Annotated in this window: 23 protein-coding genes and 2 pseudogenes; 11 read left to right on the plus strand and 14 right to left on the minus strand. The window is 64.6% G+C overall.

Annotated features, from left to right (window positions below; genetic code table 11):
* Positions 1–99: 99 nt before the first annotated feature.
* From arsC to B5V03_RS09210, 4 genes and pseudogenes are all read right to left on the minus strand, one after another.
* Complete coding sequence (gene arsC, locus B5V03_RS09195; RefSeq protein ID WP_129269331.1) at positions 100–501, minus strand: arsenate reductase (glutaredoxin); 402 nt, start codon at positions 499–501, stop codon at positions 100–102.
* On the minus strand, positions 498–1,199 hold the full coding sequence (locus tag B5V03_RS09200; protein ID WP_129269333.1) for an aquaporin: 702 nt from the start codon (positions 1,197–1,199) through the stop codon (positions 498–500). The genes arsC and B5V03_RS09200 overlap by 4 nt, the downstream gene beginning before the upstream one ends.
* A pseudogene (locus B5V03_RS09205) lies at positions 1,199–1,363 on the minus strand (arsenate reductase ArsC); the annotation flags it as partial. The gene B5V03_RS09200 and the pseudogene B5V03_RS09205, both read right to left, overlap by 1 nt.
* Positions 1,364–1,415: 52 nt before the next feature.
* Positions 1,416–1,760 (minus strand): ArsR/SmtB family transcription factor, encoded by a 345-nt coding sequence (locus B5V03_RS09210; protein ID WP_129269335.1) that lies wholly within the window; start codon positions 1,758–1,760, stop codon positions 1,416–1,418.
* A gap of 129 nt (positions 1,761–1,889) precedes the next feature.
* Here B5V03_RS09210 and B5V03_RS09215 point away from each other — a divergent pair, with 129 nt between their 5' ends.
* Genes B5V03_RS09215 through B5V03_RS09230 form a run of 4 tightly spaced genes read left to right on the plus strand, consistent with a single transcriptional unit; the run spans position 1,890 to position 6,045 of the window.
* Complete coding sequence (locus B5V03_RS09215) at positions 1,890–2,207, plus strand: ArsR/SmtB family transcription factor (RefSeq protein WP_129269337.1); 318 nt, start codon at positions 1,890–1,892, stop codon at positions 2,205–2,207.
* Between the two features lie 49 nt (positions 2,208–2,256).
* Positions 2,257–3,621: an NAD(P)-binding domain-containing protein gene (locus tag B5V03_RS09220; RefSeq protein WP_129269341.1), complete on the plus strand. Its 1,365-nt coding sequence runs from the start codon at positions 2,257–2,259 to the stop codon at positions 3,619–3,621.
* Positions 3,618–4,838 (plus strand): MFS transporter, encoded by a 1,221-nt coding sequence (locus tag B5V03_RS09225; RefSeq protein WP_206736131.1) that lies wholly within the window; start codon positions 3,618–3,620, stop codon positions 4,836–4,838. Before B5V03_RS09220 ends, B5V03_RS09225 begins: the two co-directional genes overlap by 4 nt.
* Positions 4,839–4,866: 28 nt before the next feature.
* Positions 4,867–6,045 (plus strand): MFS transporter, encoded by a 1,179-nt coding sequence (locus B5V03_RS09230; RefSeq protein WP_129269345.1) that lies wholly within the window; start codon positions 4,867–4,869, stop codon positions 6,043–6,045.
* A 253-nt stretch (positions 6,046–6,298) separates the two neighbouring features.
* Here the strand turns inward: B5V03_RS09230 and B5V03_RS09235 are convergent, their stop codons facing one another.
* Genes B5V03_RS09235 through B5V03_RS09245 form a run of 3 tightly spaced genes read right to left on the minus strand, consistent with a single transcriptional unit; the run spans position 6,299 to position 9,767 of the window.
* Complete coding sequence (locus tag B5V03_RS09235) at positions 6,299–6,883, minus strand: DUF1254 domain-containing protein (protein WP_129269347.1); 585 nt, start codon at positions 6,881–6,883, stop codon at positions 6,299–6,301.
* Complete coding sequence (locus B5V03_RS09240) at positions 6,880–7,458, minus strand: DUF1214 domain-containing protein (protein ID WP_129269349.1); 579 nt, start codon at positions 7,456–7,458, stop codon at positions 6,880–6,882. Before B5V03_RS09240 ends, B5V03_RS09235 begins: the two co-directional genes overlap by 4 nt.
* 20 nt (positions 7,459–7,478) lie before the next feature.
* A complete protein-coding gene (locus tag B5V03_RS09245) occupies positions 7,479–9,767 on the minus strand; it encodes a transglycosylase domain-containing protein (RefSeq protein WP_129269351.1) in 2,289 nt (762 codons plus the stop codon).
* A gap of 301 nt (positions 9,768–10,068) precedes the next feature.
* Here B5V03_RS09245 and B5V03_RS09250 point away from each other — a divergent pair, with 301 nt between their 5' ends.
* On the plus strand, positions 10,069–10,584 hold the full coding sequence (locus B5V03_RS09250; RefSeq protein WP_129269353.1) for a YcgN family cysteine cluster protein: 516 nt from the start codon (positions 10,069–10,071) through the stop codon (positions 10,582–10,584).
* Between the two features lie 153 nt (positions 10,585–10,737).
* Positions 10,738–12,324 (plus strand): MDR family MFS transporter, encoded by a 1,587-nt coding sequence (locus tag B5V03_RS09255; RefSeq protein WP_129269355.1) that lies wholly within the window; start codon positions 10,738–10,740, stop codon positions 12,322–12,324.
* Positions 12,325–12,330: 6 nt separating this feature from the next.
* Here B5V03_RS09255 and B5V03_RS09260 read toward each other — a convergent pair whose 3' ends face one another.
* The 7 genes and pseudogenes from B5V03_RS09260 to B5V03_RS09295 all read right to left on the minus strand — a co-directional run bounded on the left by B5V03_RS09260 (position 12,331) and on the right by B5V03_RS09295 (position 21,095).
* On the minus strand, positions 12,331–14,037 hold the full coding sequence (locus tag B5V03_RS09260) for an alpha/beta hydrolase (protein WP_164987889.1): 1,707 nt from the start codon (positions 14,035–14,037) through the stop codon (positions 12,331–12,333).
* An 18-nt stretch (positions 14,038–14,055) separates the two neighbouring features.
* Positions 14,056–16,536 carry a GAF domain-containing sensor histidine kinase gene (locus tag B5V03_RS09265; protein ID WP_164987890.1) on the minus strand — a complete coding sequence of 827 codons (2,481 nt, stop codon included), beginning with the start codon at positions 16,534–16,536 and terminating at the stop codon, positions 14,056–14,058.
* A 98-nt stretch (positions 16,537–16,634) separates the two neighbouring features.
* Positions 16,635–18,284 (minus strand): annotated as a pseudogene (locus tag B5V03_RS09270) (thiamine pyrophosphate-requiring protein); the annotation flags it as partial.
* A gap of 142 nt (positions 18,285–18,426) precedes the next feature.
* Entirely contained in the window at positions 18,427–18,828 is a 402-nt protein-coding gene (locus tag B5V03_RS09275; RefSeq protein WP_129269361.1) for a hypothetical protein, read from the minus strand.
* Positions 18,829–19,122: 294 nt separating this feature from the next.
* On the minus strand, positions 19,123–19,287 hold the full coding sequence (locus B5V03_RS09280) for a Flp family type IVb pilin (protein ID WP_129269363.1): 165 nt from the start codon (positions 19,285–19,287) through the stop codon (positions 19,123–19,125).
* A 520-nt stretch (positions 19,288–19,807) separates the two neighbouring features.
* Positions 19,808–20,044: a hypothetical protein gene (locus tag B5V03_RS09290; protein WP_129269367.1), complete on the minus strand. Its 237-nt coding sequence runs from the start codon at positions 20,042–20,044 to the stop codon at positions 19,808–19,810.
* 58 nt (positions 20,045–20,102) lie between these two features.
* Positions 20,103–21,095, minus strand: a complete 993-nt coding sequence (locus B5V03_RS09295) for a Ku protein (RefSeq protein WP_129269369.1) — start codon at positions 21,093–21,095, stop codon at positions 20,103–20,105.
* A gap of 234 nt (positions 21,096–21,329) precedes the next feature.
* Here B5V03_RS09295 and B5V03_RS41395 point away from each other — a divergent pair, with 234 nt between their 5' ends.
* The 5 genes from B5V03_RS41395 to B5V03_RS09315 all read left to right on the plus strand — a co-directional run bounded on the left by B5V03_RS41395 (position 21,330) and on the right by B5V03_RS09315 (position 25,776).
* On the plus strand, positions 21,330–21,485 hold the full coding sequence (locus B5V03_RS41395; protein ID WP_164987891.1) for a hypothetical protein: 156 nt from the start codon (positions 21,330–21,332) through the stop codon (positions 21,483–21,485).
* Between the two features lie 219 nt (positions 21,486–21,704).
* Positions 21,705–22,376, plus strand: coding sequence for a response regulator transcription factor (locus tag B5V03_RS09300; protein WP_129269371.1), 672 nt, complete (start codon positions 21,705–21,707; stop codon positions 22,374–22,376).
* A 92-nt stretch (positions 22,377–22,468) separates the two neighbouring features.
* Entirely contained in the window at positions 22,469–23,845 is a 1,377-nt protein-coding gene (locus B5V03_RS09305) for a sensor histidine kinase (protein ID WP_129269373.1), read from the plus strand.
* 160 nt (positions 23,846–24,005) lie between these two features.
* On the plus strand, positions 24,006–25,406 hold the full coding sequence (locus tag B5V03_RS09310) for a hypothetical protein (protein ID WP_129269375.1): 1,401 nt from the start codon (positions 24,006–24,008) through the stop codon (positions 25,404–25,406).
* A gap of 100 nt (positions 25,407–25,506) precedes the next feature.
* Positions 25,507–25,776, plus strand: coding sequence for a hypothetical protein (locus tag B5V03_RS09315; protein ID WP_164987911.1), 270 nt, complete (start codon positions 25,507–25,509; stop codon positions 25,774–25,776).
* Positions 25,777–25,847 lie beyond the last annotated feature (71 nt).

Consider the following 25,847-nt stretch of genomic DNA (forward strand, 5'->3'; position numbering starts at 1 on the left):
GGTCTCACGGGGAGTCTGCTTGGTCCCCACACGACCAAGTCTAGGTGAGATCGTGCGCATGCTCAAGACGGCGGGCGACAAATTTAGGGCAATGCGAACCTATCGCGCTTCGACCACCTCGCCGTCCTCCTTCACGAATCGGCCGACGGGATTGCTCAGGAGATCGACGACGACTTCCGAAGGCCGGCACAATCGTGTGCCGTTTGGCGTCACCACGATCGGACGGTTGATCAGGATGGGATGCGCAAGCATCTGATCGATCAGCTCGTCGTCGGACCATTTGGGGTCATCGAGGCCGAGTTCGTGGAACGGCGTGCCTTTCTCGCGCAGAAGCGCGCGAACGGAAATGCCCATGGCCTTGATGAGCTCCACCAGCGTTTCGCGCGATGGCGGCGTCTTCAGATATTCGATGACGTCAGGTTCGACGCCGCTCTGCCGGATCATCGCAAGCGTGTTGCGCGAGGTACCGCAGCCGGGGTTGTGATAGATCGTGACGCTCATCGGGTCGTCTCCGTAATCGGGACAGGGCCGGCCGCGCGGGAGGAGCCGAGCAGCCAATTCATCAACAGCATGCCGGCGAAGGCTCCACAGAGCTCCGCAAGGATGAAACCGGGCAGGTCAGTGGGACGAATGCCCGAGAACGTGTTCGTCAAGGACCTGGCGATCGCGACGGCCGGATTGGCGAACGAGGTCGACGCTGTGAACCAGTAGGCCGCCGTGATGTACAAGCCGACCAACCAAGGGACGGCCGTCCGTTGAAACCGGATGCCGGCCAGGATTGTCGCGACCAGCCCGAATGCAGCGAGGGCTTCAGCGAACCATTGCGGGCCACCGGTCCGAACCTTCGTCGACAAATCGAGCAGGGGTAGCCCGAACATCAGATGCGCGGCCATCGTTCCCGCGATGCCGCCGGCGATCTGCACGATCACGTAGAGCGCTGCTTCGTTCACCGGCAGCTCGCGTTTACCTGTGAAGACGAGCGTGACCGCCGGATTGAAATGGGCGCCGGAGATCGGACCCAGCATCGTGATCAGGACGACCAGAATGGCCCCGGTCGGAAGCGTGTTGCAGAGAAGCGCAAGCGCGACATCCTTGGTCAGTGTTTCCGCCATGATGCCCGAGCCGACCACGGTGGCGACGAGAACGCCCGTGCCCAGCGCTTCGGCCACGAGACGTCGCGAAAGGTCGAAATTATCCATCAGCCGGCCTTCGGCGTTGAATGTGTTGCACCATCGGCGCGGCCGATCTCGCGCAGCTTGGTGCCGAGCGAGAGCTTGTCGATACTCCTCAGTGGCAGGTTCACGAAGGTATCGATCCGATTTTTGAGATAGCGGAACGCGGTGACGAATGCCGCCTGCCTTTCCGACCGCGCCGAATTGCCGGTGCACAGGAACAAGACGTTGAACGCGTGATGATCAGACACGGCTCCGCTCCTTTCGCTTTGGCGAGCAGCACGACTGCAAGGTCTCGACGACGGGTTCGCAAACTTCCGGCCGCCCACCGCAGCAATCGCGGAGCAGGAAAACGGCGACGTCGCGAAATTCGCCGAGGTTGGCACGGTAGATGATCGAGCGGCTGTACCGTTCGGACGACACGAGGCGCGCGCGGCTAAGGATCGACAGATGCGCCGACAATGTGTTCTGGGGGACTTCCAAAAGGCGAGCCAGCTCGCCGGCTGCAAGGCCGTCGGGCTCATGTTTGACCAGCGTTCGAAAAGCTTCCAGACGGGTCGATTGGGAGAGGGCGGCGAGCGCCAGCACGGCTTCTTCTGTTTCCCTATATCCGGACTTATGGAATTATTGGGATTGCGTCAATCTGAAGTCCCGACTATTTCGAATATTCTAGAAATACGGTTGACAGGCAGCACAAAGGAGCGCATCCTTGCTGTCATGAAGATCGCCGACGCAGCAGCACGTTTGGAGGCCTTGGGCAATCAAACCCGGCTGCAGATTTATCGGGCCTTGGTTCGGGCCGGGCACTCCGGCATGCCTGTGGGCCGTCTACAGGAAAAGCTGAAAATTCCGGCGTCGACGCTGTCGCATCATATCAAGGCCCTGGTTTCAGTCGGGCTCGTCAGTCAGGTCCGGGAGTCCACGACCCTGATCTGCCACGCGAACTTCGATGCGATGCAGGGGCTGGTCGATTTCCTGGCGGCGGAGTGCTGCGCGGACGAAGTCGGGTGCAAGGATGAGCAAACGGCGGCCTGATTTTTTGGTCGGAATTATTCGATTATTCTAGAAATATCGGAGAAGTCGAATGAACGGAAAGACGGTAGCCATCATCGGGGCAGGACCCGTGGGTCTCGCTGCGGCCGCGCACGTGCTTGAACGTGGCATGTCTCCGATCGTGCTCGAGGCCGGACCCGAAGCCGGGCATGCGGTGCGTCAGTGGCAGCACGTCCAACTCTTCTCGCCGTGGGAATACAATGTCGACAACGCCGCCGCGCGCCTGCTTGCGCCGACGGGATGGAATTCGCCGGACCCTCAGTCCTATCCCACCGGCGGCGAGTTGATCGACCAATATCTCGATCCGCTCGCGACGCGGACGCCGCTTCGCGAGGCGATCCGCGCCTCCAGCCGCGTGACGGCGATCAGCCGCGCCGGCTTCGAAAAGGCCAAGACGAAGGGCAGGGACCAGGCGCCTTTCGAAATCCGCTATCAGAACGGCAAAGGCCCTGAGGTGTTGCGCGCCGATGCCGTCATCGACGTTTCAGGCACATGGTTCTCTCCCAATCCCGCCGGCAGCAATGGCTTGCCCGCGATTGGTGAACGCGAGCGCGCCGATCGTATCGCCTATGGCATGCCCGACGTGCGGGGTGCCGATCGCACCAGATATGCCGGCAAGACCGTTGCCGTGCTCGGTGCCGGCCATTCCGCGGTCGGCACGTTGATCGACCTCGTGCAGCTCGCAGGCGAGGTGCCCGGCACGCAAGCGATCTGGCTGTTGCGGGGCGCCGATCCCGCAAAAGCTTTTGGCGGCGGCAGTAACGACAAGCTGGCGGCAAGGGGCGAACTGGGCTCCACCTTCGCCGCACTCGTGGCGGCCGGGAAAATCAGGGTCGAGACCGGATTTGGTGTCACGCATCTTTCGGACTCCGAAGGTCGCCTCAGGATTTCGGCAGGCTCCTGTTGTGGTGCACGGAGCGTCGTTGCGGACGAGCTGATCGTCTCGACCGGTTTCCGTCCCTCCCTTTCGTTCCTGTCCGAACTGCGGCTTCGGCTCGATCCGGCCATCGAGGCACCCGCCGCGCTTGCGCCGCTGATCGATCCAAACGAGCACAGCTGCGGGACGGTGCGCCCTCATGGCGCCCGCGAACTGGCCCATGACGAGCCGGGCTTTTATCTGGCCGGCATGAAATCCTACGGTCGTGCTCCGACCTTCTTGATGATGACCGGCTACGAGCAGGTCCGATCGATCGTCGCCGACATCGCGGGCGACAAGGAAGCGGCGGCACGTGTCGAACTCGTGCTGCCGGAGACGGGCGTATGCACGCGCGGTGGCGTCGAGTCAGGGGCTGCGGCGGGATGCTGCGGTGGTCCGGCGAAGGAAGAGCTGTCAGCCTGCTGTGCCGCCGACGAGACGGCCAAGAAGGCAGGTAGTGCGGGGTGCGGTTGCTCATGATGCACGTCACTGCGAGGCAGGCCGCCGGCTCGCTCCCAGTCGTCGTCGCACTCGGCACCGCTCAGACCATTGCGTGGGCGTCGAGCTACTATCTCCCGGCCATCCTGGCGGCGCCGATCGCGCACGATCTCGATCTTGCGCCGACTTACGTGTTCGGCGCGCTGTCGGGAGCGCTTGTGATCTCCGGGCTGCTCGGCCCACGCGTGGGGCATGCCATCGACAAGTTCGGTGGGCGCAGCCTGCTTGCCATCTCGAATGTCGTCTTTGTGGCGGGCTTGCTGCTGCTGTCCGTGGCCCATGGTGTGGCGGTGCTGATCGCAGCCTGGGTGCTGCTCGGGATCGGCATGGGCATGGGCCTCTACGAAGCGGCGTTCGCGACGCTGGCTCGCATCTACGGCGCCAATGCGCGACGAACCATCACCGGCATCACCCTGATCGCCGGTTTCGCCAGCACTCTCGGCTGGCCCCTCACGAATTGGCTCGCATCGGAGTACGACTGGCGTGTCGCCTGCCAGGTGTGGGCGGCGATCCATATCGGCCTTGCATTGCCGCTCAATCTTTCACTGCCGCGCGCGGCTCCATTGGACCAGATGTCCCGACCGGGGCCGGATGCAAGCCAGCAATCCGGACGACAGAGCGAGACCTTTGCGATGATCGTGCTGGCTTACATGCTTGCTGCGACAAGCTTTGTCAGTTCCGGCGTGTCGGCAATCTTGCCGACGATGCTGGTCGCATTCGGCGCAACGCCAGCCGAAGCCTTGTTCGCGGGAGCGTTGATTGGACCTGCGCAAGTTAGCGCCCGCCTGCTGGAGGCTGGATGGCTAGGCCGGTTTCATCCGCTCCTGTCGACCAGGCTGGCCATACTCATGAATCCGTTTGGCATCGTCGCGTTGATCGCAGGAGGACCCTTTCTGGCGTCGGTCTTCGCGGTGCTGTATGGCGCGGGCAACGGCATCATCACCATCGCCCGTGGTACACTTCCATTGGTGCTGTTTGGGCCGGCCGGATTCGGCAGGCGCGTCGGCATGATCTCGCTGCCTTCCAGACTGACGGGTGCCGCCGCGCCGCTCGCACTCGGGCTGATGGTCGAGCACATCGGCAGCGGTGCGTTGTGGATCAGCGCGCTGGTCTCGGTCTCGGCCTTCTTTGCGCTTCTGCTGCTTCGCACCGAGCCGACGATATCGAAGCCGCTTCAGGTGGGAGAACAAAATTCGTAAGCTCGGCGGTCGGTCTCTCATTGCGGTGATGTGCATCGGCCAGGTCGGCAATCTGCTGCCGCATGTGACGCTGTCCGCAAACCTGGCGCAGCACCTGATGCCGGCGTGGGGACTATCGGCGGCCGAAGGCGGCTTGATGGCAAGCGGCTACGCCTTCGGCTACATGCTCGCGGTGCCCGTGCTGACGACGTTGACCGACCGGATCGACGCGCGGCTCGTCCTGCTCTGGGGCTCGATCGTCAGCGGGCTCGCGACCGCAGCGTTCGGACTCTTCGCACAAGGGTTCTGGTCGGCGACCGCGATCTGGTCCATTGCAGGACTTGGATTTGCGGGCGCTTACATGCCCGGCCTTAAGGCGCTGACGGACCGACTTCCCGCCGGCGACACCTCGCGCGCCGTCACGCTCTACACATCGAGCTTCTCGGTCGGCGTCGGCCTCTCGTTCCTGATGGCGCAACTGATCGCCGACCGCTGGGGGTGGCGGATCGCTTTCCTCGTGACTGGTTCCGGTCCCGTCGCGATGGTCGTCGCATGTCTATTGATCGAGGGGCGGCGGCCCGCGCCGAAGGCCGGGCGTCTGCTGAACTTCGCGCCCGTCTTCGCCAACCGCGAGGCGCTTGGATACATCTTCGGCTACGGCGCTCATTGCTTCGAACTCTATGGTATCCGCACCTGGCTGGTCGGATTCTGGACGTTCGTCATCGCTCATCAAGGCGCGCCGTCGTGGCTGAGCCCCGTCGCGCTCAGCTTCTGCTTCGCGGTCATCTCGATGCCCGCCAGCATCCTCGGCAACGAGGCCGCACTGAAATTCGGGCGCCATCGGGCGATCACGATCGTGATGATCGCATCGGCTTGTGTCGCGCTGGTCATCGGACTCAACGCGACAGCCCCGGCATGGGTGCTCGCGCTGCTGCTGATGATCTATGGGCTGACGGTGCCGGCCGATTCCGGCGCGTTGACCGCGGGCATGTCGGCGGCGGCCGTCTCCGAACATCGTGGTGCGACTCTGGCCTTGCACTCCACTGTTGGCTTTGGCCTCTCGGCGGTCGGCGCCTGGGGGACCGGCGCCGCGCTCGACATTGCGGGCGGCCCGCAGAGCGCAAGCGGATGGTTGCTCGTGTTCATCGTTCTCGCAGGCGGTATCCTGCTGGGACCATTGGCGCTGCTCTGGGCGCGGATAGCGCAACCCGGAAAGCAGCTATCGTAAGCGCGCCTGCTCCGAAACGAAAAACCCGCGCCGGATTTCTCAGCGCGGGTGTGACGAACTTTCGATGATGCCATTCTGCCAGTGTTTTGCCCGACGTGTCAAAGCGCAAAATGGGGGCGCGCCGGCGCGGATGGGCTGGTCCGGGAGGCGCGTCGGGCGCGAACTCAAAACAACAAATGATTTCAATGCCCCGGCTACTGTGCATGGGGTTGTTTTCGCACTTTTTGTTTTGAGCTGCCGAAACAGCCGCGCGTCAGCGCCGTCCGCGCGGCGCCTCGGCCTTGGCCGGCGCATCGGTCTGCGGTCCGCAGCTCGCAGCGGCAAGCGTTGCCTGCGCCTGCGGCATCAGGCCGGGCTCGGCGGCGAGCGCCTTCATCACGATCAGGCCGGTGGTTGCAGGGGAATCGATGATCAGGCGGTCGGCCGCGGTGACCTCTTCGTCCTCGGGCAGCTCGTCGTGCTGGGCCTGCGTCATCAGGTCGAGCTCGATCACCTTCTTGCCCGCGGAGCGGTCGTTGATCGCGTAATAAGCGATCTCGTTGCGGGTGTAGAACGATACCGAGGTGTAGGCCTGGCTCACCGGCACCGTGAGCTTGATCGGTCCATTCGTAAGGTCGTAGCGGCAGATCGCCAGCGCAAAGGCCGGGTCCATGAACGGCATCGGCGAGGTGTTGGGATCGGCGAGGGGCAGTTGCGTCACGCCGTTGAGCTTGGTCATCGGCGTCAGCCGCGAATAGGCGTCCTGCGTCGCGATCCGCGGCAGCGCCAGCACGCTGACGAGATGGACCACGAGGCCCAGCACCACGCCGGCAACGATGGTGAACAGCAGCCGGATCATGAGCAGCCCACCGTCTTGATGGTGGGCATCGGCGCATCGCGCTGGGTGCGCGTGGCAACGCCGACAGGCGTGTCGTAGAGGCGCAGCATCAGCGCATAGCGCTCGATGCCGCCGGTCGGCAGCCAGTTGCCGGCGCGCGAGCGCGAGGCGATGCGGATCTCGAACGAGCCGTCGGACCCCCGCACGATCTCCTGGCTGGTGAAGCCGTAGCGGGCAAGCGAATTGGCGACGAGGTGGCCCTTGCGGTCGTACAGCGTCAGCGTCCAGAACCGCGCCGGCGGCGTCACGCCGGAGACGATCACGTCGCAGCGGCCGTCGAGCGCCTTCTTCTTGTCGTCGGCGGTCGCGGTGAAGGCGACGCCGTCACCGGTGCCGATCGGCAGCTCGCCGTTGCGCACGATGGTGGCGCGCGAATAGGGATCGACGTCGGCGGTGCCGGTGCGCGGCCGCGCGGTCCAGGCGCCGATGGTCAGCGCGCCGATCTCGGTGCCGCGCGTCGTCGTCATCCACGTCGCGCCGACGCCGACCACGCTCGCGAGCAGAAGGGCCGTCAATGTGATCAGGATCAGCCGCACGGGTTTCGATCAGCTCTTGCTCAGTTCTTGCGCGGGGCGGACGCGTTCGCATTCTCTTCCGCATAGTTCTGCGGGAAGGCGAGCGCGCTCGTCGACGATGCCGGCTTGGCTTGCTTGCCGTCGTCGGCAGCCGCCTTGGTCGCGGTCCGGGCCGCGTCATCGAGCAGCTTCTCGACGCGCACCAGAATGTCGGCGCCGCGCTTGGTCAACACCGGCGGCGGACCGGGTTTGGTCTCCAGCACTTTTGGCGCCGCATTGGCCTGCGCGTTGGCGAGCGGCTCGCGCGGAAGCTTCGTGCCCATACCGATGCCGGGGATTTCCCGGACCTCGACGCCCTGATGCGCCGCGACCATGATGTCGTGCCAGGTCTGCGCCGGCAGCGAGCCGCCGGTCATGCGGTTGGTCGGCGAGTAATCGTCATTGCCGTACCAGACCGCGCAGGTGAAATTGCCGGTGTAGCCGACGAACCAGGCGTCGCGATAAGCATTCGTGGTGCCGGTCTTGCCCGCGGTCGGAATGCCGTCGAGCGCGGCGCGCCGCGCGGTGCCTTCACTGACGACGTGGCTCATCATACCCGCCATGTCGGCGGCGATGTTCGCAGGAATGGCCTGCCGCGGCTTCGGACCGTCGCGGTCCCAGCGCCAGACCAGGTCGCCGGCGCCGGTGCGCACTTCCAGCACCGAATGCGGCGTCACCGACTTACCGCGGTTGGGGAAGGTCGCGTAGGCGACGGCGTGCTCGATCACGCTGACTTCGTCCGAGCCGATCGGCAGCGACGGTGTATCGGGCAGCGGTGCCTTGAGGCCGAAGCGGCGCGCGACCTCGACGATCTTGGCGCGGCCGATCTTGGCCGGGTTCGGCGCCTTCGGCTGTTCCTTCTGGCCGATCGCGATCGACAGTTTCACCGGCACGACGTTGATCGAGCGCGTGATCGCCTGCGTCAGCGTCACCGCGCCGGAATAGGAATGGCCATAATTCTGCGGGCACCAATTGCCGATGCAGACCGGGCCGTCGACGACGATCGAGTTCGGCGTGAAACCGTTCAGGAGCGCCGTGGTGTAGACGTAAGGCTTGAACGACGAGCCCGGCTGGCGATAGGCGTCGGTGGCGCGGTTGAACTGGCTCGCGCCATAATCGCGGCCGCCGACCATCGCGCGGATGCCGCCGTCGAGATCGGAGACGACGGTTGCGGCCTGCGTCGCATGATAGTCGCGGCCGAACTGGCGGAGCTGGTTCTCGATCGCGTCTTCGGCGGCCTTCTGCACATTGGCATCGATCGCAAGTCGCACCACGAAGACGCGCTCGGTGTAGGACTTCGGGAAGGTGTCGACCAGCTTGCGCATCTCGTCGAAGGCATAGTCGAGATAATAGTTCGGCGAGGCCTCGTCGCGGCGGTCGACGGCGAAGGCGGGGTTGCGGCGGGCGCCGAACACCTGGCCCTCGGTCATGAAGCCGGCATCGACGAGGTTGTCGAGCACGACGTTGGCGCGGGCACGCGCTGCTGGCAGGTTGATGTGGGGTGCATATTTCGTCGGCGCCTTGAACAGGCCGGCGAGCATCGCGGCTTCCGATAGCGTCACGTCGCGCGCGGACTTGTTGAAGTAGAAATGCGCGGCGCCGTCGACGCCGAAGGTGCCGCCGCCCATATAGGCGCGGTCGAGGTAGAGCTTGAGGATCTCGTTCTTGGTCAGGCGCCATTCCAGCCAGACCGCGAGGAAGGCCTCGTTGACCTTGCGCTCGATGGTGCGCTCGTTGCTCAGGAACAGGTTCTTGGCGAGCTGCTGCGTGATCGAGGAGCCGCCCTGGCGGACGCCGCCGGCTTGCGCGTTGGTGACGAGCGCGCGCGCGGTGCCGGCGATGTCGATGCCGAAATGCTCGTAGAAGCGGCGGTCTTCGGTGGCGAGCGTCGCCTTGATCAGGACGTCAGGAAAATCTTCCAGCGGGATCGAATCGTTGTGCTTGATGCCGCGGCTGCCGATCGGGTTGCCGTAGCGGTCGAGGAAGGACACCGCGAGGTCGGACTTCTTCAGCCAGTCCTCGTCCGCGGTCTCGCGGAAGGCGGGAATGGCGAGGGTGAGCATCAGCACCAGGCCGCCGAGGCCGAGCGTTGCGGCCTCCGACAGCGGCTCGATGAACACCCAGCGCTTCCACCGCCCGACATAGAAGCGGTCCATGAAGGTCGAATAGCGCTCGTAGAGCTCGCGGATGCCCTTGGCCGAGGAGAACAGCGAGGAGTCGATGCGCGCGTCGAGGTCCAGAAAGAAATTCCGGACACGGCTCTTCCAGTTGGATGGTGTGTTCTGGACCACCTAGAACCCTTGAGGCTCGCTTCGACAGCGTTCAAGCACCCGGCCGGGGCGGCATCGAGACGTCTTGCGGGAATGTTGCGGCAAACCCAAGGCGCCCGTTTCGCGTCCGAGGGGGACTCTGTGTTCCTTCTAGCCGAGCGGGGGCTATAAACCAATGGTCAGGCTCGCGATTTTGAACAACAGGACTAATTGAATTGAACCCCGGTTCATTACGGGCCACACGGAGGCGTTGCTTGCGGCCTCCCGGCCGCACGCCCTAGATGGCATCAACCGTAGCTCTTTCGAACCTTTGTTGAGGCGCATGACCGCAGCTCCCAAACGACCTTCAGGCCAGGAAGGATTCTTCTGGAAAACCAAGACGTTGGAAGAGATGTCGGAGGCCGAGTGGGAAAGCCTGTGCGACGGCTGCGGCCGCTGCTGCCTGAACAAGCTCGAGGAGGAGGATACCGGCGAGATCTATTTCACCCATGTCGGCTGCAAGCTGCTCGATGCCGGGACCTGCGGCTGCAAGGACTACCCGAATCGCTCCGACAAGGTTCCGGACTGCGTCCGCCTGACCCCGGCCAATGTCCGCACCCTGAACTGGCTGCCGCCGAGCTGCGGCTACAAGCTCGTCGCCGAGGGCCGCGACCTCTATTGGTGGCATCCGCTGGTCTCCGGCGATCCCAACACCGTGCACGAGGCCGGCGTCTCCGTGCGCGGCCGGGTCGAGGGCAGTGAGGTTGAGATCCCGGACGACGAGCTTGAGAACCACATCGTGCAATGGCCGGCGCAGCTGCCGAAACGGGCACGCCTGAAGCGACGCCCGAAGGACTGATCCGCCGCACGCTCCATCACGTGTTCGGGATGGCCCCGAGGCGGGATGCACCCATGCGCCGCGGTGCCTGCCTGAGAAGAACTTTCCTCTCTACATTGACTGCATAGAACGAATCTTTCGCGGCATTGCGCCGCCTCACGGCTTCCGATCGAGATGAACAAGTTCGACCGGCAGAGCAGTTCTGCCGACACTCAGGTGTTGCCCGACGATATCGCCGAAGAGCTGACCCGCCTTCCGAGCGAGGTCCTGAGCGTCGATGACGCTCCTTCGCTCGCGCCGCCGACGCCGCTCTCCCAGGATGAAGTCCGCACCATCGTCATCAGCCTGATGCTGACGATGTTCCTCGCAGCGCTCGACCAGACCATCGTGGCGACCGCACTGCCGACCATCGGGCGCCAGTTCCAGGACGTCTCGAACCTGTCGTGGGTCATCACGGCCTATCTGCTCGCTTCGACCGCGGTCGCGCCGGTGTTCGGCACGCTGAGCGACATCTACGGCCGCCGCGTCATGATCATCATCTCGCTCAGCCTGTTCGTCGCAGGCTCGGTGCTGTGCGCAATCGCGCCGAACATGCCGATGCTGATCCTCGCGCGCGGTCTCCAGGGGCTTGGCGGCGGCGGCATCATGCCGGTCGTGCAGACGGTGATCTCCGACGTCGTCTCACCGCGTGAGCGCGGCCAATATCAAGCCTATTTCTCCAGCGTCTGGATGGTCGGCGGCATTTTGGGCCCCGTCATCGGCGGCGTGTTCGCCGAGCATCTGCACTGGTCGATGATCTTCTGGATCAATCTGCCGCTCGCGGCCGCGGCGATCGCGATGCTGCTGCCGAAGATGAAGAAGATCCCGGTGTTCCACCGCAAGCGCAAGGTCGACTGGCTCGGCGGTGTGCTGCTGATGGCCTCCGCCGTCGTCTTCATGCTGGTGCTGACTTGGGGCGGCACGCGTTTCCCGTGGCTCTCGCCGACCGTGCTTGCGATGGTCGGCGGCGCCGTCGCGCTCGCCGTCAGCTTCGTGTGGCACGCGCGCCGCGCCGACGAGCCGTTCCTGCCGTTGAAGCTGTTGACGGGATCGGTCGCGCCGTTCGCGCTGACGGCCGGCGGTTGCGGGCTCGGTGCGATCACGGGCCTCACCGTGCAGCTGCCGCTCTACTACGAGTCGGTCTACCATCTCAGCGCCAGCGAGGCCGGCCTTGCGCTGATCCCGCTCGCGGCGGTCTCGACCTGCGGCGCGGCGATCGCCGGCCGCACCATGGCGCGCGCCAAGCATTACAAGCGCGTCGCCATCATCGGCACGTCGTGGGCGGCGATTTGCGCGCTCGGCCTGACGGTCACGACCTTGCCGCTGTGGGGTCTGTTGACGCTGATGGCGGCGTTCGCGCTCGGCCTCGGCACGACCTTCCCGGTCTGCGTGGTCTCGCTGCAGAATTCGGTGGCGCGGCCGCAAGTCGGCACCATCACCGGCGCGATGAACTTCTTCCGCTCGCTGATGTCCTCGTTCACGGTCGCGGCTTTCGCGGCGATCCTGCTGATCGCGCTCGGCGCCGACATTCCGCTCGCCGGCGAGCATCACGCCGCGGGCGGCATCCCCGCGATCCCCACCGAGGACATGCGGCACGCGTTCCGCTACGTCTTCGGCGCGGCCACCGCGCTGATGACCACCGCCGCGCTCTGCCTGATCATGATGGAGGAGCGGCCGCTGGCCGGCCCCACCGTCACGCAGCAGGTGGAGATGGCGGAGTAGGGCGCTTCAGCCGCCGCGATCGGCATAGGGATCGTCACCGGCACTGCCGCTACTTGTCTTCCGCGCTTTCGCTGCAAGATACTCTTTCAGCCGGGCAAGAGCTTCGGTTGACCAGTCCCGGACATCGGTCACGGCAACCCAGGCATCGACGTAATGCTCGGGCGCGTAGACATGGCCGAAGCCCATCGGCGTGCCATTCGCCATCCCCATGTCGAGGGCAAGCTGAAGCATGGTGACGATCGGATACCATCTGAGCTCCGGCGAAACATCCGGACCGCGGGGCGCCTCCATCCAGGCCGGACGCTGGTAGGCATCCCGGTAACTGAAGAACGTGATCGCGTCGCTTGCATGCTGCAGATAGACGATTCGCATCGGGCCCCAGGGCGCATCTGCCGGCACCGTCGGTCCGTTCTGGTTCATGAACCGCACGAAGCGGCCGTCTCGGAATTCCGGCAGCCACGCCGGCGTCCCCGGATTGCGGTTCGCGGTGACCCAGCGCCAGATGCGGCTCTCGAACGGCGGTCCGCTCCACACCGCGCCAGCGATGGGATCGCCGATCGTCTCGAACAACTCCGCGGATTTTTCCGAGTTCATGGCGCCGAGGCTGAGCCCGTGCAGATACAGTTTTGGCCGCCCGTCCTTCGGCAGTGTCGTCCAGTAGCCGTAGATTTCCGCAAACAGAGTGCGTGCCGCTTCGGCGCCGTATTCGGGCTGAAACAGCAGCGACAGCGGGCTGTTGAGGTAGGAGTATTGCATCGCGACGCTCGCGACGTCGCCATGGTGGAGATATTCGACGCTATCCATCGCCGACGGATCGATCCAGCCGGTGCCGGTCGGTGTGATGACGATCAGGACCTTGCGTTCAAAACCGTGCTGACGCTTGAGCTCGTCCAGCGCCAGCCTGGCGCGCGCTTGCGCGGTGCCGGCGCCGCCGAGGCCGACATAAACACGCACAGGCTCCTGTGCGGCCTGTCCCGTGATGGCGCTGATCTCGGCTGCGGTCGGACCCGAGGCAATGAATCGGCGTCCCGTACGTCCGAGCTCATTCCATTTCACCAGTGATGCCGGGCTTCCTGTTTTCCCCGGCGCCGTCGGCTGCGGCCGCTCGGGCTCGAAGACGGCATCGAGTTCGCGGAAGGACGAATCGAGCGCGTTGAACGCCATGCGGACCAGGACATTGCTGGCGATCGCCCAGAACAGCAGGCCTGCAACCAGAACGCCGACGACGTTTGCGATCCTCTGCGGAATGAAGCGCCGTTTGCGCGCGGCAAGGAAGCGGGCGAGCAACACAAACAGCCGCCCCAGCATCAACAGCACCACGAAGGTGGCCAGGGCGATGGCGCAGACCTTGAGCGGATGCGCGGTGTCGACCGGCTGCATCTTCATCACAGTGCGGATCGAGTTCTGCCATTCGGCGGCCTGCCGTAGACAGATGATCGCCACGAGCAGGCAGCCGGCTGCTGCCAGCGCATTGGCGCTCGACCGCGCGCGTGCCGAAGGCTCCGGCAGCTCGAGATAATGCCACAGCGAGCGCCAGAGGACGCCGGCGAGATAGCCGATCGCAAAGCAGGCGCCGGCGAGGGCGCCTTGAGTGAGGTAGCTGCGCGGGATCAGTGTCGGTGTGAGCGCCGCCGCGAAAAACAGCGCGCCCAGCATGAGGCCGACGCCGGAGAGCGAGAGCAATTGCCGTCGAACGAGCCGCGCCAGATTCATGAAAGCCCCCGAGCGACGCTATCCTCTGTTGTCTGAAAAACTGCTCTTGCGCGGCAGCAGGATCGTGAACTCCGTGAACGCGCCCGGCTCGGTCGCGACGTCGATGGTTCCGCCATGCTGCTTCACCACGATGTCGTGGCTCATCGACAGCCCGAGGCCGGTGCCTTCGCCGGCCGGCTTGGTGGTGAAGAACGGATTGAACATCTTCGCCTTCACGTCATCGGGAATGCCGGTGCCGTTGTCGCGGATGCGGATCTCGATGCTGTCGCCGCGGTCGCGGGTCGTGGCTGTCACCACCGGCTCGTAACTGCCAGCGCCATTGTCCGCCTTGCGTTTCGCCACCGCATGAAACCCGTTCGAGATCAGGTTCAGCAGCACCCGGGTGATCTCCTGCGGAAACACTTCGGCCGACCCGGCCAAAGGATCGAGCTCGCGCCTGAGCGTCACGTCGAATTGCGGCTTCTCGGCGCGCGCGCCGTGGTAGGCGAGGCTGAGGCTTTCCTCGACCAGCGCGTTGATATCGCTCTGGCGATGCTCGCCGCCGCCCTCGCGCGAATGCAGCAGCATGTTCTTGACGATGGAGTCGGCGCGCCTGCCATGCTGCACGACCTTTTGCAGATTGTCTTTCAGCAGTCCCGTCAGTTCGTCGACTTCGCTGCGGACATCGTTCGCGAGCGGAACGGGCGCCAGGGCCTCGTTCAGCTCGTCTGTCAGCTCGGCGGAGAGCGAGGCGAAATTGTTGACGAAATTGAGCGGGTTCTTGATCTCGTGCGCGATGCCGGCGGTGAGCTGGCCGAGCGAGGCCAGCTTCTCGGTCTGCACCAGCCGGTCCTGCGCCGCGCGCAGATCGTCGAGCGATTTCGCAAGCTCCCGCGTGCGCTCCTGCACCTCGTTGAACAGCCGCGTGTTCTCGATCGCGATCACGGCCTGGTCGGCAAAGGTCTTGAGCAGGCTGATCGCCTTCTCCGGGAAAGGACCGGCCTCGGGCCGTGTCACGCCGATGGTGCCGATCGCAACGCCATCGCGCAGCATCGGGATCACGAGAATGCTGCGATAGCCGCGCGCCCGTGCCAGTTCCCGCATGGCGTCCGTGAGGTCGGGCTCGTTCTGCATGTCGCTGCGGAAGGCGTATTCCCCGCTCGCCGCCACCCGGCTGTGAATGCCGGACGCTGCGAGCGGTGCTGGAAACGAGCTGAGCAGCTCATCGTTGCCGGCATCATTGTCGGTGGTGAACGCGGCCAGATACAGCATGCCGTCGATCAGGCGGGTGACGGTGGAGGAATGTCCGCCGACCAGCGTCTTGGCACTGTCGGAGATGGCCTGGAACACCGGCGTGACATCCGCGGGCGAAGCCGCGATCACCTTGAGGATGTCGGCGGTCGCAGTCTGCCGTTCGAGCGCCTCCCTGGTGGCGTTGAACAGGCTGACATTCTTGACCGCGATCACCGCCTGGTCGGCGAAAGTCTGCAACAGCCGCACGTGATGCTCGGCGAAGCTGCCTGTCGTCCGTCGCGTCGCGATGATGACGCCTTTGGCCTCGCCCTCGCTCATCAGCGGCGTGAACAGCATGCTGCGAAAGCCGCGGGCGCGCGCGATGTCGCGTGCGGCCGGCTCGAGCTCGGTGTCGGGCAGCTGCGCCGATTCGCCATGGGCGACGAGCTGATAGGCCGGGAATTGCGCGAACGGCACCGGGAACGAGGCCTGCAGCACGCGGTCGCCGAAAGGATCGCCGGGCGTGAAGGCCGCAAGGTGCGCGGCGCCGTCGATATAGCGCAGCACGGCGGTGGAGAAGCCGCCGATCAGGCGGTTGGCGTCGGCGGCGATGGCGTCGAACACGGGTTGCATGTCGGAGGGCGAGGTCGCCATCACCTTCAGGATGTCGGCGGTGGCAGTCTGGCGCTCCAGCGCCTCGCGCGTCTCGTTGAACAGCCGTGCGTTCTCGATCGCGACCACGGCCTGGTCGGCAAAGGTCTGGAGCAGTTGCACGAGGTCGGGTGCAAACGCCCCGGTCTCGGTTCGCGTGACGCTGATCATGCCGACCGCCATGCCGCGGTTCATCAGCGGCATGAACAGGACGCTGCGGAAGCCACGCAATCGCGCGAGATCGCGGTTCAGCTCCGGGACGTCGCCAGCCTCGCTGTCGGGAAACTGGATCGTCTCGCCGCCGCGAACCAGCGCAAAGGTCGGAAAATCCTCGATCCGTCGTGGGAACGACGCCTTCAGCCCTTCGTCTCCTTCCGGGCTGGTCGGTGTGAACGCCACGAGGTGCAGTTCGTCGCCGGTGAACTGAAGCACGGTTGCGGAGAAGCCGCCGAGCAAACGCTTCGAGCTGGATGCGATCGCCGCGAACACCGGCGTTGCATCGGACGGGGAGGCCGCGATGGTGCGCAGGATCTCGGCGCTCGCATTCTCGCGATCGCGCGCCATCGCGAGCGCGCTGCGCAACCGCGCGTTCTCGGCGGCGAGCCCGTCGGCGACATCGTTGGAAGGGTCGGTCATTCGCAATCCGGCTTGATGCCGCGACAGGCGCGGCACCTGGCCGGATTATCACACCTCCTGCGGCGGGAGCCAGCGCGCCTTGCTGAACCCCGCCCCCCTCACGTCCCCGGCCGCGATACCTCGGTTTCCTTGCTGGTGATGAACTCCAGCAGCACGGGAATGCCCTCCTGCGTCTTCTGGATGCCGCGCCTGATCGCGGGGATGATGTCCTCGGGCCTGGTCACGCGCTCGCCATAGCCGCCGAAGGCGCGCGCCATCGCGGCGTAGTCGCCGGAAATGTCGGTCGAGCGATATTTTTCGGTCGAGATCGGCATCACCTTCAACTCGATCGCCATCGAGAAATTGTTGAGCAGGATCGACATGATCGGAATGCGCTCGCGCACCGCGGTTTCGAAATCCATGCCCGTGAAGCCGATCGCCGCATCGCCCCAGACATTGATGCAGAGCTTGTCGGGTTTTGCGAGCTTTGCGCCCATCGCCAGCCCAAGGCCGTAGCCGAGCTGCGTCGTCTTGCCCCAGCCGAGATAGGAAAGCGGTTCCACCGCCTTCCAGAACGGCGAGAGCTGGTCGCGCGGGCTGCCGGCATCATGGGTGATGATGGTGTTCTTGATGTCGACCGTATGCTGCAAGTCCCACAGCACGCGATAGGGGCTGAGCGGCGCGTCATTGCTGGTGAGTTTTGGCATCCATTTCGCCAGCCACTCCTTGTGCGAGGCCGCGATCTCGGCTGCGACCGCCGAGGTATCGCGATCGGCGGTGACGGTCTTGCCGATCTCCTCCAGCAAGGCATCGAGCACGAGACCGGCATCGCCGACGAGGCCAATCTTCGTCTCGACATCCTTGTTGAGATGGTTCGGGTCGAGCGTCGAGTGGATGATGGTCTTTCCCTTCGGCATGGCGATGCCAAAACTGGTCTCGGTGAAGGAGCAACCGATACCGAAGATGACGTCGGCTTCAGCGAGGAATTTCGGCACGGCGCGCGGCACGGCGAGACCGCCCGAGCCGAGCGAGAGCGGATGCGTCTCCGGAAACGACGATTTGCCGCCGAGGCTGGTGGTGACGGGAATGGCGAGCCGCTCGGCCAGCCGTTTCAGCTGGGGCCAAGCCTGCGCGTAATGCACGCCCTGACCGGCATAGATCACCGGCCGCTTTGCGTTGACGAGCAAGCTCGCGGCTTCCTTCACATGAACAGGATCGGCGCCGTAGCGCGTGCGCAGAACCGGCGTGTAGTTCAGCGGCTCCGGCACCTCCTCGTTCCACATGTCGGCGGGGATCTCGACGATCACGGGCCCACCGCGGCCGTTCTTCAATTTGGTGAAGGCGCGGCGAAAAATGTTGGTGACCTCGGCGGCCAGGATGATCGGCTCGGACGATTTCGAAAACGCCTTCATCGCCTCGCTGGAATTGAAGTTCGGCTCGATATGCGCAAGCCGGCGCTGATAGCCCATCGGCAGCACCAGCACGGGCACGGACTCGCCAAAACACTGCGCGACGCCGCCCATCGCGTTCTCGGCGCCGGGCCCGTGCTGCATGCAGAATGCGCCGATGGTGCGCCCCGACGTCACCCGCGAGATCGCATCCGCCATGTGCACGCCGACGCGCTCCTGCCGCACCATCACAGGGCGGATCTCGGCCTTCGCCGCATGCTCGATCAGGTGGTTGACGGGATAACCGCAGAGGATCTCGATCCCCTCGCGCCGCATGATTTCCGCAATGGCGGTGCCGAGCTTCATGGCGTTTCTCTCCCTGGGATGCCGGTTGGTCCCGGCTGGTTGGGAGAGAGAGGATCAGGAATCTTGGGGAGGGTAAAGCGCGTGTGAGTGACAGTCAGCTATGCAGCAAGCCGCCGTAGCCCGGATTGCGCTCCGCTGCATCCGGGCTACGAACTTCCTATTTGCAGTTCTTGCAGATCGTCAGCTTGCGTTTCAACGTCTCATCTTCCTGATCGATCAATTGCTGAGCCGCGGTGCCTTTTGTGTCCGGATTGGACCTGGAGCCCTTTGCTGCATGTGAACTCACAGGCGGCTGACTTGCGGTGTCATTGTCATCGACAGCGCTGAAGCCATCATAGTCGGCGGCCGGATTCGGCGCCGGCGCAGTCACGCCCGGCACAGATGTCGAAGTCTCCCTGCCGGACGCCGACGGAATTCTCGAGTTTTTGGCGTTCGCATGCGGAGGAGAGGCATTAGGCGGGGCAAGCGAAACCGGCGGCGCGGTCTGCCCGCGCGCGCCGTCCAGCGACCAAACGCCGACAACCATGAGACTGAGGGCCAATAGCGTCGCGCTTCTCATCCGCATCCCCTCAGCAACCGTGGCTCAACGATTGATAGCACCGTAGCGTGGGTGGAGCCAACGGGTCGCCGCAAAGCGCCGCCCGATGACAGGCTCCGCATAATCCGGGGTGATCGCACCCGCGGGAGCCGACTGCCGGATTTCGCTCCGCTCGATCCGGCCTACGACGTCATTGCGAGCGCAGCGAAGCAATCCAGAATCCCTCCGCGGAAAGACTCTGGATTGCTTCGCTGCGCTCGCAATGACGAGTTTGTGGAGGCGGGGCCGGCAGACCCGAGCGCCTTAATCTGCGGTTTACTTCGTGGCGGCGCTGATCGAGTTGAACTTGTTGTTCAGCAGGGCACTGCCAGTGTTGTTCACGACCGTGACGATCGCGAGCGCAATGCCGGTGGCGATCAGGCAATATTCGATCGCGGTGGCTGCACTTTCGTCGGCGAGGAAGGACCTGAGCAAAGCCATCGTCAACTCCTTTTCATCCGTCCAACGTAAGCTGGTGCCGTTTTCGGAATGGTAAATTGATTCACTAACTTTTCGGGGCGCAGACGCGCCAAACTGCAGGTGGGGCGGTCCCGACCTCAGGCCTTATATGTTGCCATTCGTTGACTTAAGGTTTCGTCACCCAATTCGGCCGGATTTGACACTGTCCTTCCCAGGACTCGATCGTGCGTCCAGGCGCGGCCTTGGCCGTTTCAGCACCGCTGCGAGGCGTCCGACCAGATAGCTCATGACGCGCGGCCGAGACCGCGCCGCGCTGTGGGCGAGGTGCTTGTCCTCGGTCGTGTCGCTGACGAGGCCGATATAGTTCTTTCTGGCGTCGCGCTGCTGCACCGTGTGCAAACCTTAGGTTCGATCGACGGCGCGACCTTGGTGCACGCAGCGGGAATCGACAGTTAATTTTATCTTCCGTAGGATTACGTAGCGTCGCGCAGGCGGAAGGCAGACGCCGAAAACGAGGGTGCCGCTTAACGAATTGTTGAGGCTACTTGCGGCGCGCGTCCGCGTTGAGTGCCCGCAGCATCGCGATGCGGGCGAACATCGTCCAGCCACAGCCCGTCTCGGCCGCGTTGATCAGGGTTTCGATCGCGGTCTGCCAATGGCTCGCACGCTGCGCGTCCTCGGGCAGCTGCATGATGTGATCGGCCGCCTCTTGCAGCGTCCGCAGCTTGCGCCCGCCGGCTAAGGAAATGGGATCGTCGAATGCCGCCGACCAGGGCATGTCAGGCCGGCCGATCGGCGAGGGAAGTGATCACGGCGCGATCGAGAGGTGCGTGCGGCTAGCCGGCCTTCTTCGCCCGCGCCGCTGCGCGCACCGGCTTGTCGGCCTTCTTCGCAGTTTCCTTCGCAGTTTCCTTGGGAGCCGCTTTCGCCGCAGCATCCTTGCCGCCCTTGCCGGAGATCGGCAGCAGCATCTCGCGCTGGCCCTCGACGCGCTTCTTCGGCTTCTTGGCCTTGACCGTTTCCTTGGCGACCTTCGCCGCGGGCGCGTCCTTCTCGTTCGCGATGCTCTTCTTCAGCGCGTCCATCAGGTTGATGACGTTGCCGCCGGTCTTGGGTGTCGCCTTGGCCGCGATCGGCGCGCCCGAGCGCTTCTTGTTGATGAGGTCGATCAGCGCGGTCTCGTAATGATCCTCGAACAGCTCGGGCTCGAACGCGCCGGACTTCTTCTCGACGATGTGCTTGGCGAGGTCGAGCATGTCCCTGGTGAGCTTCACGTCCTGGATGTCGTCGAAATAGTCCTTCTCACTGCGGACCTCGTAGGGGTAGCGCAGCAGCGTGCCCATCAGGCCGCTCTCGAGCGGCTCCAGCGCGATGATATGCTCGCGGTTGGTCAGCACCACGCGGCCGATCGCGACCTTGTCCATGCTGCGGATGGTCTCGCGGATCACTGCAAAGGCGTCGTGGCCGACCTTGCCATCCGGCACGAGATAGTAGGGGCGGATCAGATAGCGGCTGTCGATGTCTGTCTTCGGTACGAACTCGTCGATCTCGATCGTGTGCGTCGAGTCGAGCGCGATGTCGTCGAGCTCGTCCTTGGTGACCTCGATGTAAGTGTCGGTGTCGACCTTGTAGCCCTTGACGATGTCCTCGGAGGTCACCTCGTCACCGGTCTCGGCGTCGACCTTGAGGTACTTGATCCGGTGGCCGGTCTTGCGATTGATCTGGTTGAACGAGACCTTCTCGGTATCCGAAGTGGCCGGATAAAGCGCGACCGGGCAGGTCACGAGCGACAGACGCAGAAAACCCTTCCAATTGGCGCGGGGGGCCATGGGCTACTCCAAACGCAACGGGGACCGACTTACGAGGATACCATTGGGGCACACCGAATCATACTCGGCGGGCAGCGGAATCTTGCAACTGCGTTAACCGGCCGCCAGCCGCGTGGTTGCTGCCTGATCCCCGGCAAAAGCCGGAACATCATATCCGATCACGCGTTGCCACAGGACATCACGCCGCGAGGATGTCGCGGCCATCCGACGCGACATCCAGAGATTGAGGTCACCATGGCAACCACGCGAGACCGACACCAGATCGTCGAAACTGCAACCGAGGCGCGCCAGGGCGAACTTGGTCCGTCGGTGGCCGCGTTGCTCGCCATCTCGACCGGGCTTGCGATCCTGATCCTCGCCGTCATCTGGTTCGTGTTCTTCCGAACCTGACGGCCTGTTTCGGAGCTTCCGACTCGCCGCATAACGCGGCACATTGCGCCCGCTAGGCCGCCGACTCGTCCGGTGGCCTGGCGGGCGCAGTCGCGCAGGTTGCGAACAAATCGTATATGACCAAAAAGTAACGCAGGCGGTTCCCCGCGTTCATATTCAGTTCACGCCGGAATTGCTCATCTGGTGCGGTGTTCATGCGGCCTATTTCTGGAGAGAAGCGTGCGCCTGCTCGTTGTTGAGGACGACCCTGATCTCAATCGCCAGCTCACCAAGGCGTTGACCGACGCCGGCTATGTCGTCGACCGCGCCTTCGACGGAGAGGAGGGGCACTATCTCGGCGATAACGAGCCCTACGACGCCGTCGTGCTCGACATCGGCCTGCCCAAGAAGGACGGCATCTCGGTGCTGGAGGCCTGGCGCCGCAACGGCCGTACCATGCCGGTCCTGATCCTTACCGCGCGCGACCGCTGGAGCGACAAGGTCCAGGGTTTTGATGCCGGCGCCGACGATTACGTCGCAAAGCCGTTCCATCTGGAGGAGGTGCTGGCGCGCATCCGCGCGCTGCTGCGCCGCTCGACCGGCCATGCCCAGAGCGAGCTCTCTTGCGGCCCTGTTACCCTCGACACCAGGACCGGCCGGGTCAGTGTCTCCGGCAACCCCGTCAAGATGACCTCGCACGAATATCGGCTTCTGGCCTACCTGATGCACCATTCCGGGCGCGTGGTGTCCCGCACCGAGCTGGTCGAGCACCTCTACGACCAGGACTTCGACCGCGACTCCAACACCATCGAGGTCTTCGTCGGCCGTATCCGCAAGAAGCTCGACGTCGATATCATCCAGACCGTCCGTGGTCTTGGCTATCTCCTGACCCCGCCGCCAGCAGGGGCTTGAAGTGATCTGGGCTTGACGAGCGGTCGGGCAGGGGCCTTGGTCGCGTCATGACCGCCGACGCCATGCCCCCTCGCGCTCCCGGGATCATTCCGATGCCCGCCAGCTCGCTTGCGAACCGACTGTTCCTGTCGGCGACGGCGTGGCTCGTGGTGATCCTGGCCATCACCGGCGTGGTGCTGTCGTCGGTCTACAAGAACGCCACCGAACGCGCCTTCGACCGCCGGCTGAACCTCTATCTGCGCACCCTGATCGCCGAGGTCGCGACTCCTGACGAGCCGCCGGACCGCCAGTTCCAGTCGCTCGGCGAGCCGCTGTTCGAGCTGCCGCTGTCCGGCTGGTACTGGCAGATCACGCGCACCGACGCCGAAAAGCCGGAGGTGCGCTCGTCGCGCTCGCTCTGGGACAAGAAGCTCCCGAAGCTGGAGGAGCAGGGCAGCGAGCTCACCGCCGCCGGCATTCGCCTCGCCTATGTCGACGGGCCCGAGGGCCAGAACCTGCGCATGGTCGAGCGTCCGGTCGATCTCGGCGCCGACGGCAAGTTTCTCGTCAGCGTCGCCGGCGACGACACCGAGATTTTCGACGAGACGCGCAGCTTCGACTATTACCTCGGCGGCACCTTCACCGCGCTCGGCATCGTGCTGCTGCTGACCACGGTGTTCCAGGTCCGGTTCGGCCTCGCGCCGCTCAAGCGCATCTCGGAATCGATCGCCGACATCCGCTCGGGGCGCGCGGAGCGGCTCGAGGGCGAATTCCCGGTCGAGATCGCGCCGCTGGCGCGCGAGACCAACGCGCTGATCGATGCCAATCGCGAGATCGTCGAGCGCGCCCGCACCCACGTCGGCAATCTCGCCCACGCGATCAAGACGCCGCTCTCGGTGATCGTGAATGAGGCCAGCGCGCATGCGGCCGATCCGTTCGCGGAGAAGGTGATGGAGCAGGCGGACGTGATGCGCGACCAGGTCGCCCATCACCTCGAGCGCGCGCGCATCGCGGCACGGGTCTCGGTCGTTGCGACCGTCACGGAGGTCGCGCCCGCCATCGAGGCGCTGCGGCGGACCATGGAGAAGATCCACCGCGACCGCGGCATCATGGTCGAGGCCAAGGCGGATCCGTCGGCGAAATTCCGCGGCGAACGGCAGGATCTGGAGGAGATGGTCGGCAACCTCGTCGACAATGCCTGCAAATGGGCGGCTTCCCGCGTCTTCATCGAGGTTTTGGTCGAGGCGCCGCAGCAGGCGGGTGCCGGTCCGCGCTTAAGGATCATCGTGGACGATGACGGTCGCGGCCTGTCGGAGGCCGAGCGCGCCCAGGTCTCCCGGCGCGGCCAGCGGCTCGACGAGTCCAAGCCCGGCTCGGGGCTGGGCCTGTCCATCGTGACCGACTTGGCCGCCCTCTATGGCGGCAGCCTCTCGCTCAGTGGCGCGCCGATCGGGGGCTTGCGGGCCGAACTGGTGCTTCCCGGAATATAATCCTCTGTTCCCAAGGGGTTATTTGCTCAGCGGGGCGCCGATCCGGAGCAAAAGGCGGGCATTTGAGCCAACGTCCTCAACGGCTTCTTAAGGCGCAGCCACCTATGATCGCGCTGGACGCATCCCATGTCCGCCATTTTACCGTGCATTACCCGGGCGCATGAGCCAGACATCGATCGAGCGGCTGAGGGAATATCTCGCGCAGCTCCCGCCGCAGGCGCAGGCGCTGCTGATGCGGGAGTTCGAGCGCGCGCTCGAACGCGGCCAGGACACGGCTGTGGCGACCCTCGTGCTCGAGCAGCTGCGCAAGATCGTGCGCAAGACGGAATCCGATGAGACCCCGCCGCCGCGCACGGACGACCTGTCGCGGCTGCTGTTCCAGGCGCTGGAACCGTTCCTGGTCGAGGCGGGCGCTCCGATCCGGGTCGGACAGATCCGCCGCTCCTCGCTACCGCCGATCTGGCAATGGCTTGGCCGTGACGGCGCCCCGGACAAGCTGAACGAATTCGAGGCGGCGCTGGCGCGCATGCCGGCCGACAGTACAGGGCAGGTCGAGGCCCTCGCGCAAAAGCTCCAGGCCGTGGCTGCGGATGCCATCTTCACGCTGACGGGCCCCGGCGGCGGCGACAAGTCGCGCGCGCTCGCCCGCGTCGGCCCGCCCAACGTGATCGAGGACCTCTATTCGGTCGGCGCGGTGCTCGCCGTCCGCGAGGCGATCGCCACCCTGAACGAGAAGCTGCCGCGCTTCCTGCGCAGCTTCGGCGATCCGCAGATCGCCTCGGTGACGACTGCGCTCAACATTCCCGTTCTCCAGACGCCGCAGATGCTGCCCTTCGCGCTGTCGATCGTCGTGCAGCGCATGACCGCGCCGTGGCAGATCATCCGCCTCGCCATCAAGATCGCCGCCTCCGACGACGAGATCCGCGTGGCGGCCACGCCCTATGGCGTCGCGGTCACGATCGCCCTGCACGATTTGTCCTCCGTCGCCGCGATCCTGCGCATGGACATCAAGCGCGGTAATTTCGACACCGTCGCGGACAATCTCAAGGCGCTGCATGACGGCGCGCGCGGCCTGCGCACGGAACTCGACCTGCGCAACGATTCCGCGTGGGGCAAGCAGTTGACGTCAATTCGGGCCGATATCTCGAACGCTCTCCAGTCGGAGATCGACAGCGTTCCCGGCCGCGTTCGCCGCATCCTGCGCCAGCGCGCCGAAAAGGACATTCCGCCGGGGGCGCGGATCGACAGCACCGAGGTGGAGGAAACCGCGGCGTTGATCGATTTCGTCGCGACCTGCCGCAATTACGCCAGCGAGCTTGCGATCAACGAGGTGACGCTGCGCACCTATTCCGACCTCCAGCAATATGTCGAACGCTCGACCGAGCAATTGGTGCAGGCGTTGCGCTCGGCCGATCACAAGGTCCGCACCTACAGGCAGCAGCAGGTGCAGGCCGCTATTCGCTTCTGCCAGGTGCTGTTCGGCGATGATTATGCCTCGCTGATGAGCCGCGCCGCGGAGAACGCGGCGACCGGCGAACGCAAATCGTCGCGCGCGAGCTGATTCAGGCGCATATTTTCGTGATCACAATTTGAGGTTGACGGTGGCCGTGGCGAGCCCTACGCTCGCCGTGCAAGTTTCTGGAATTTCTATCTGTGGGCGCATGAAACCTCATATCAGCTCCATCGAAATCGAGAATCGCGTCGTTGTTGCCAAATATCAAAGGCTGATGGTCGGCGCGAAGGTGGTGCTGGTCGAGAAGGCAAGCGGTCGGCAGCTGCCTGAGACCATCACCAGGGTTGCATCGCCCGTTCCCGTCGGGGCGTTGCGCATCAGATTGCCTGACGCAATCGAGCCGGGAACCTACTTCCTGAGGGCCTTCGACGGGCACGGCGAAGACGCCGCTCGAAGCGTGGACTTCGAGATCCACTAAGCCGTTGGATTTCCAACGTTTCGGGACTGTGTGCGCTCGCGCCGAATTGACAATTGTCAATTGCCGCATCG

The sequence above is a fragment of the Bradyrhizobium betae genome, assembly GCF_004123905.1.
Taxonomy (GTDB): Bacteria; Pseudomonadota; Alphaproteobacteria; order Rhizobiales; family Xanthobacteraceae; genus Bradyrhizobium; species Bradyrhizobium betae_A.

Bases quoted from the DNA above. Each gene is read 5' to 3' on its own strand.
- B5V03_RS09295 (WP_129269369.1), bottom strand. From the start codon at position 21,095: ATGGCCCCCCGCGCCAATTGGAAGGGTTTTCTGCGTCTGTCGCTCGTG.
- B5V03_RS09290 (WP_129269367.1), bottom strand. From the start codon at position 20,044: ATGCCCTGGTCGGCGGCATTCGACGATCCCATTTCCTTAGCCGGCGGG.
- B5V03_RS09230 (WP_129269345.1), top strand. From the start codon at position 4,867: ATGTGCATCGGCCAGGTCGGCAATCTGCTGCCGCATGTGACGCTGTCC.
- B5V03_RS09235 (WP_129269347.1), bottom strand. From the start codon at position 6,883: ATGATCCGGCTGCTGTTCACCATCGTTGCCGGCGTGGTGCTGGGCCTC.
- B5V03_RS09310 (WP_129269375.1), top strand. From the start codon at position 24,006: ATGAGCCAGACATCGATCGAGCGGCTGAGGGAATATCTCGCGCAGCTC.
- B5V03_RS09275 (WP_129269361.1), bottom strand. From the start codon at position 18,828: ATGAGAAGCGCGACGCTATTGGCCCTCAGTCTCATGGTTGTCGGCGTT.
- B5V03_RS09260 (WP_164987889.1), bottom strand. From the start codon at position 14,037: ATGAATCTGGCGCGGCTCGTTCGACGGCAATTGCTCTCGCTCTCCGGC.
- B5V03_RS09215 (WP_129269337.1), top strand. From the start codon at position 1,890: ATGAAGATCGCCGACGCAGCAGCACGTTTGGAGGCCTTGGGCAATCAA.
- B5V03_RS09250 (WP_129269353.1), top strand. From the start codon at position 10,069: ATGACCGCAGCTCCCAAACGACCTTCAGGCCAGGAAGGATTCTTCTGG.
- B5V03_RS09200 (WP_129269333.1), bottom strand. From the start codon at position 1,199: ATGGATAATTTCGACCTTTCGCGACGTCTCGTGGCCGAAGCGCTGGGC.
- B5V03_RS09265 (WP_164987890.1), bottom strand. From the start codon at position 16,536: ATGACCGACCCTTCCAACGATGTCGCCGACGGGCTCGCCGCCGAGAAC.
- B5V03_RS09225 (WP_206736131.1), top strand. From the start codon at position 3,618: ATGATGCACGTCACTGCGAGGCAGGCCGCCGGCTCGCTCCCAGTCGTC.
- B5V03_RS09280 (WP_129269363.1), bottom strand. From the start codon at position 19,287: ATGGCTTTGCTCAGGTCCTTCCTCGCCGACGAAAGTGCAGCCACCGCG.
- B5V03_RS09255 (WP_129269355.1), top strand. From the start codon at position 10,738: ATGAACAAGTTCGACCGGCAGAGCAGTTCTGCCGACACTCAGGTGTTG.
- B5V03_RS09220 (WP_129269341.1), top strand. From the start codon at position 2,257: ATGAACGGAAAGACGGTAGCCATCATCGGGGCAGGACCCGTGGGTCTC.
- B5V03_RS41395 (WP_164987891.1), top strand. From the start codon at position 21,330: ATGGCAACCACGCGAGACCGACACCAGATCGTCGAAACTGCAACCGAG.
- B5V03_RS09305 (WP_129269373.1), top strand. From the start codon at position 22,469: ATGCCCGCCAGCTCGCTTGCGAACCGACTGTTCCTGTCGGCGACGGCG.
- arsC (WP_129269331.1), bottom strand. From the start codon at position 501: ATGAGCGTCACGATCTATCACAACCCCGGCTGCGGTACCTCGCGCAAC.
- B5V03_RS09315 (WP_164987911.1), top strand. From the start codon at position 25,507: ATGAAACCTCATATCAGCTCCATCGAAATCGAGAATCGCGTCGTTGTT.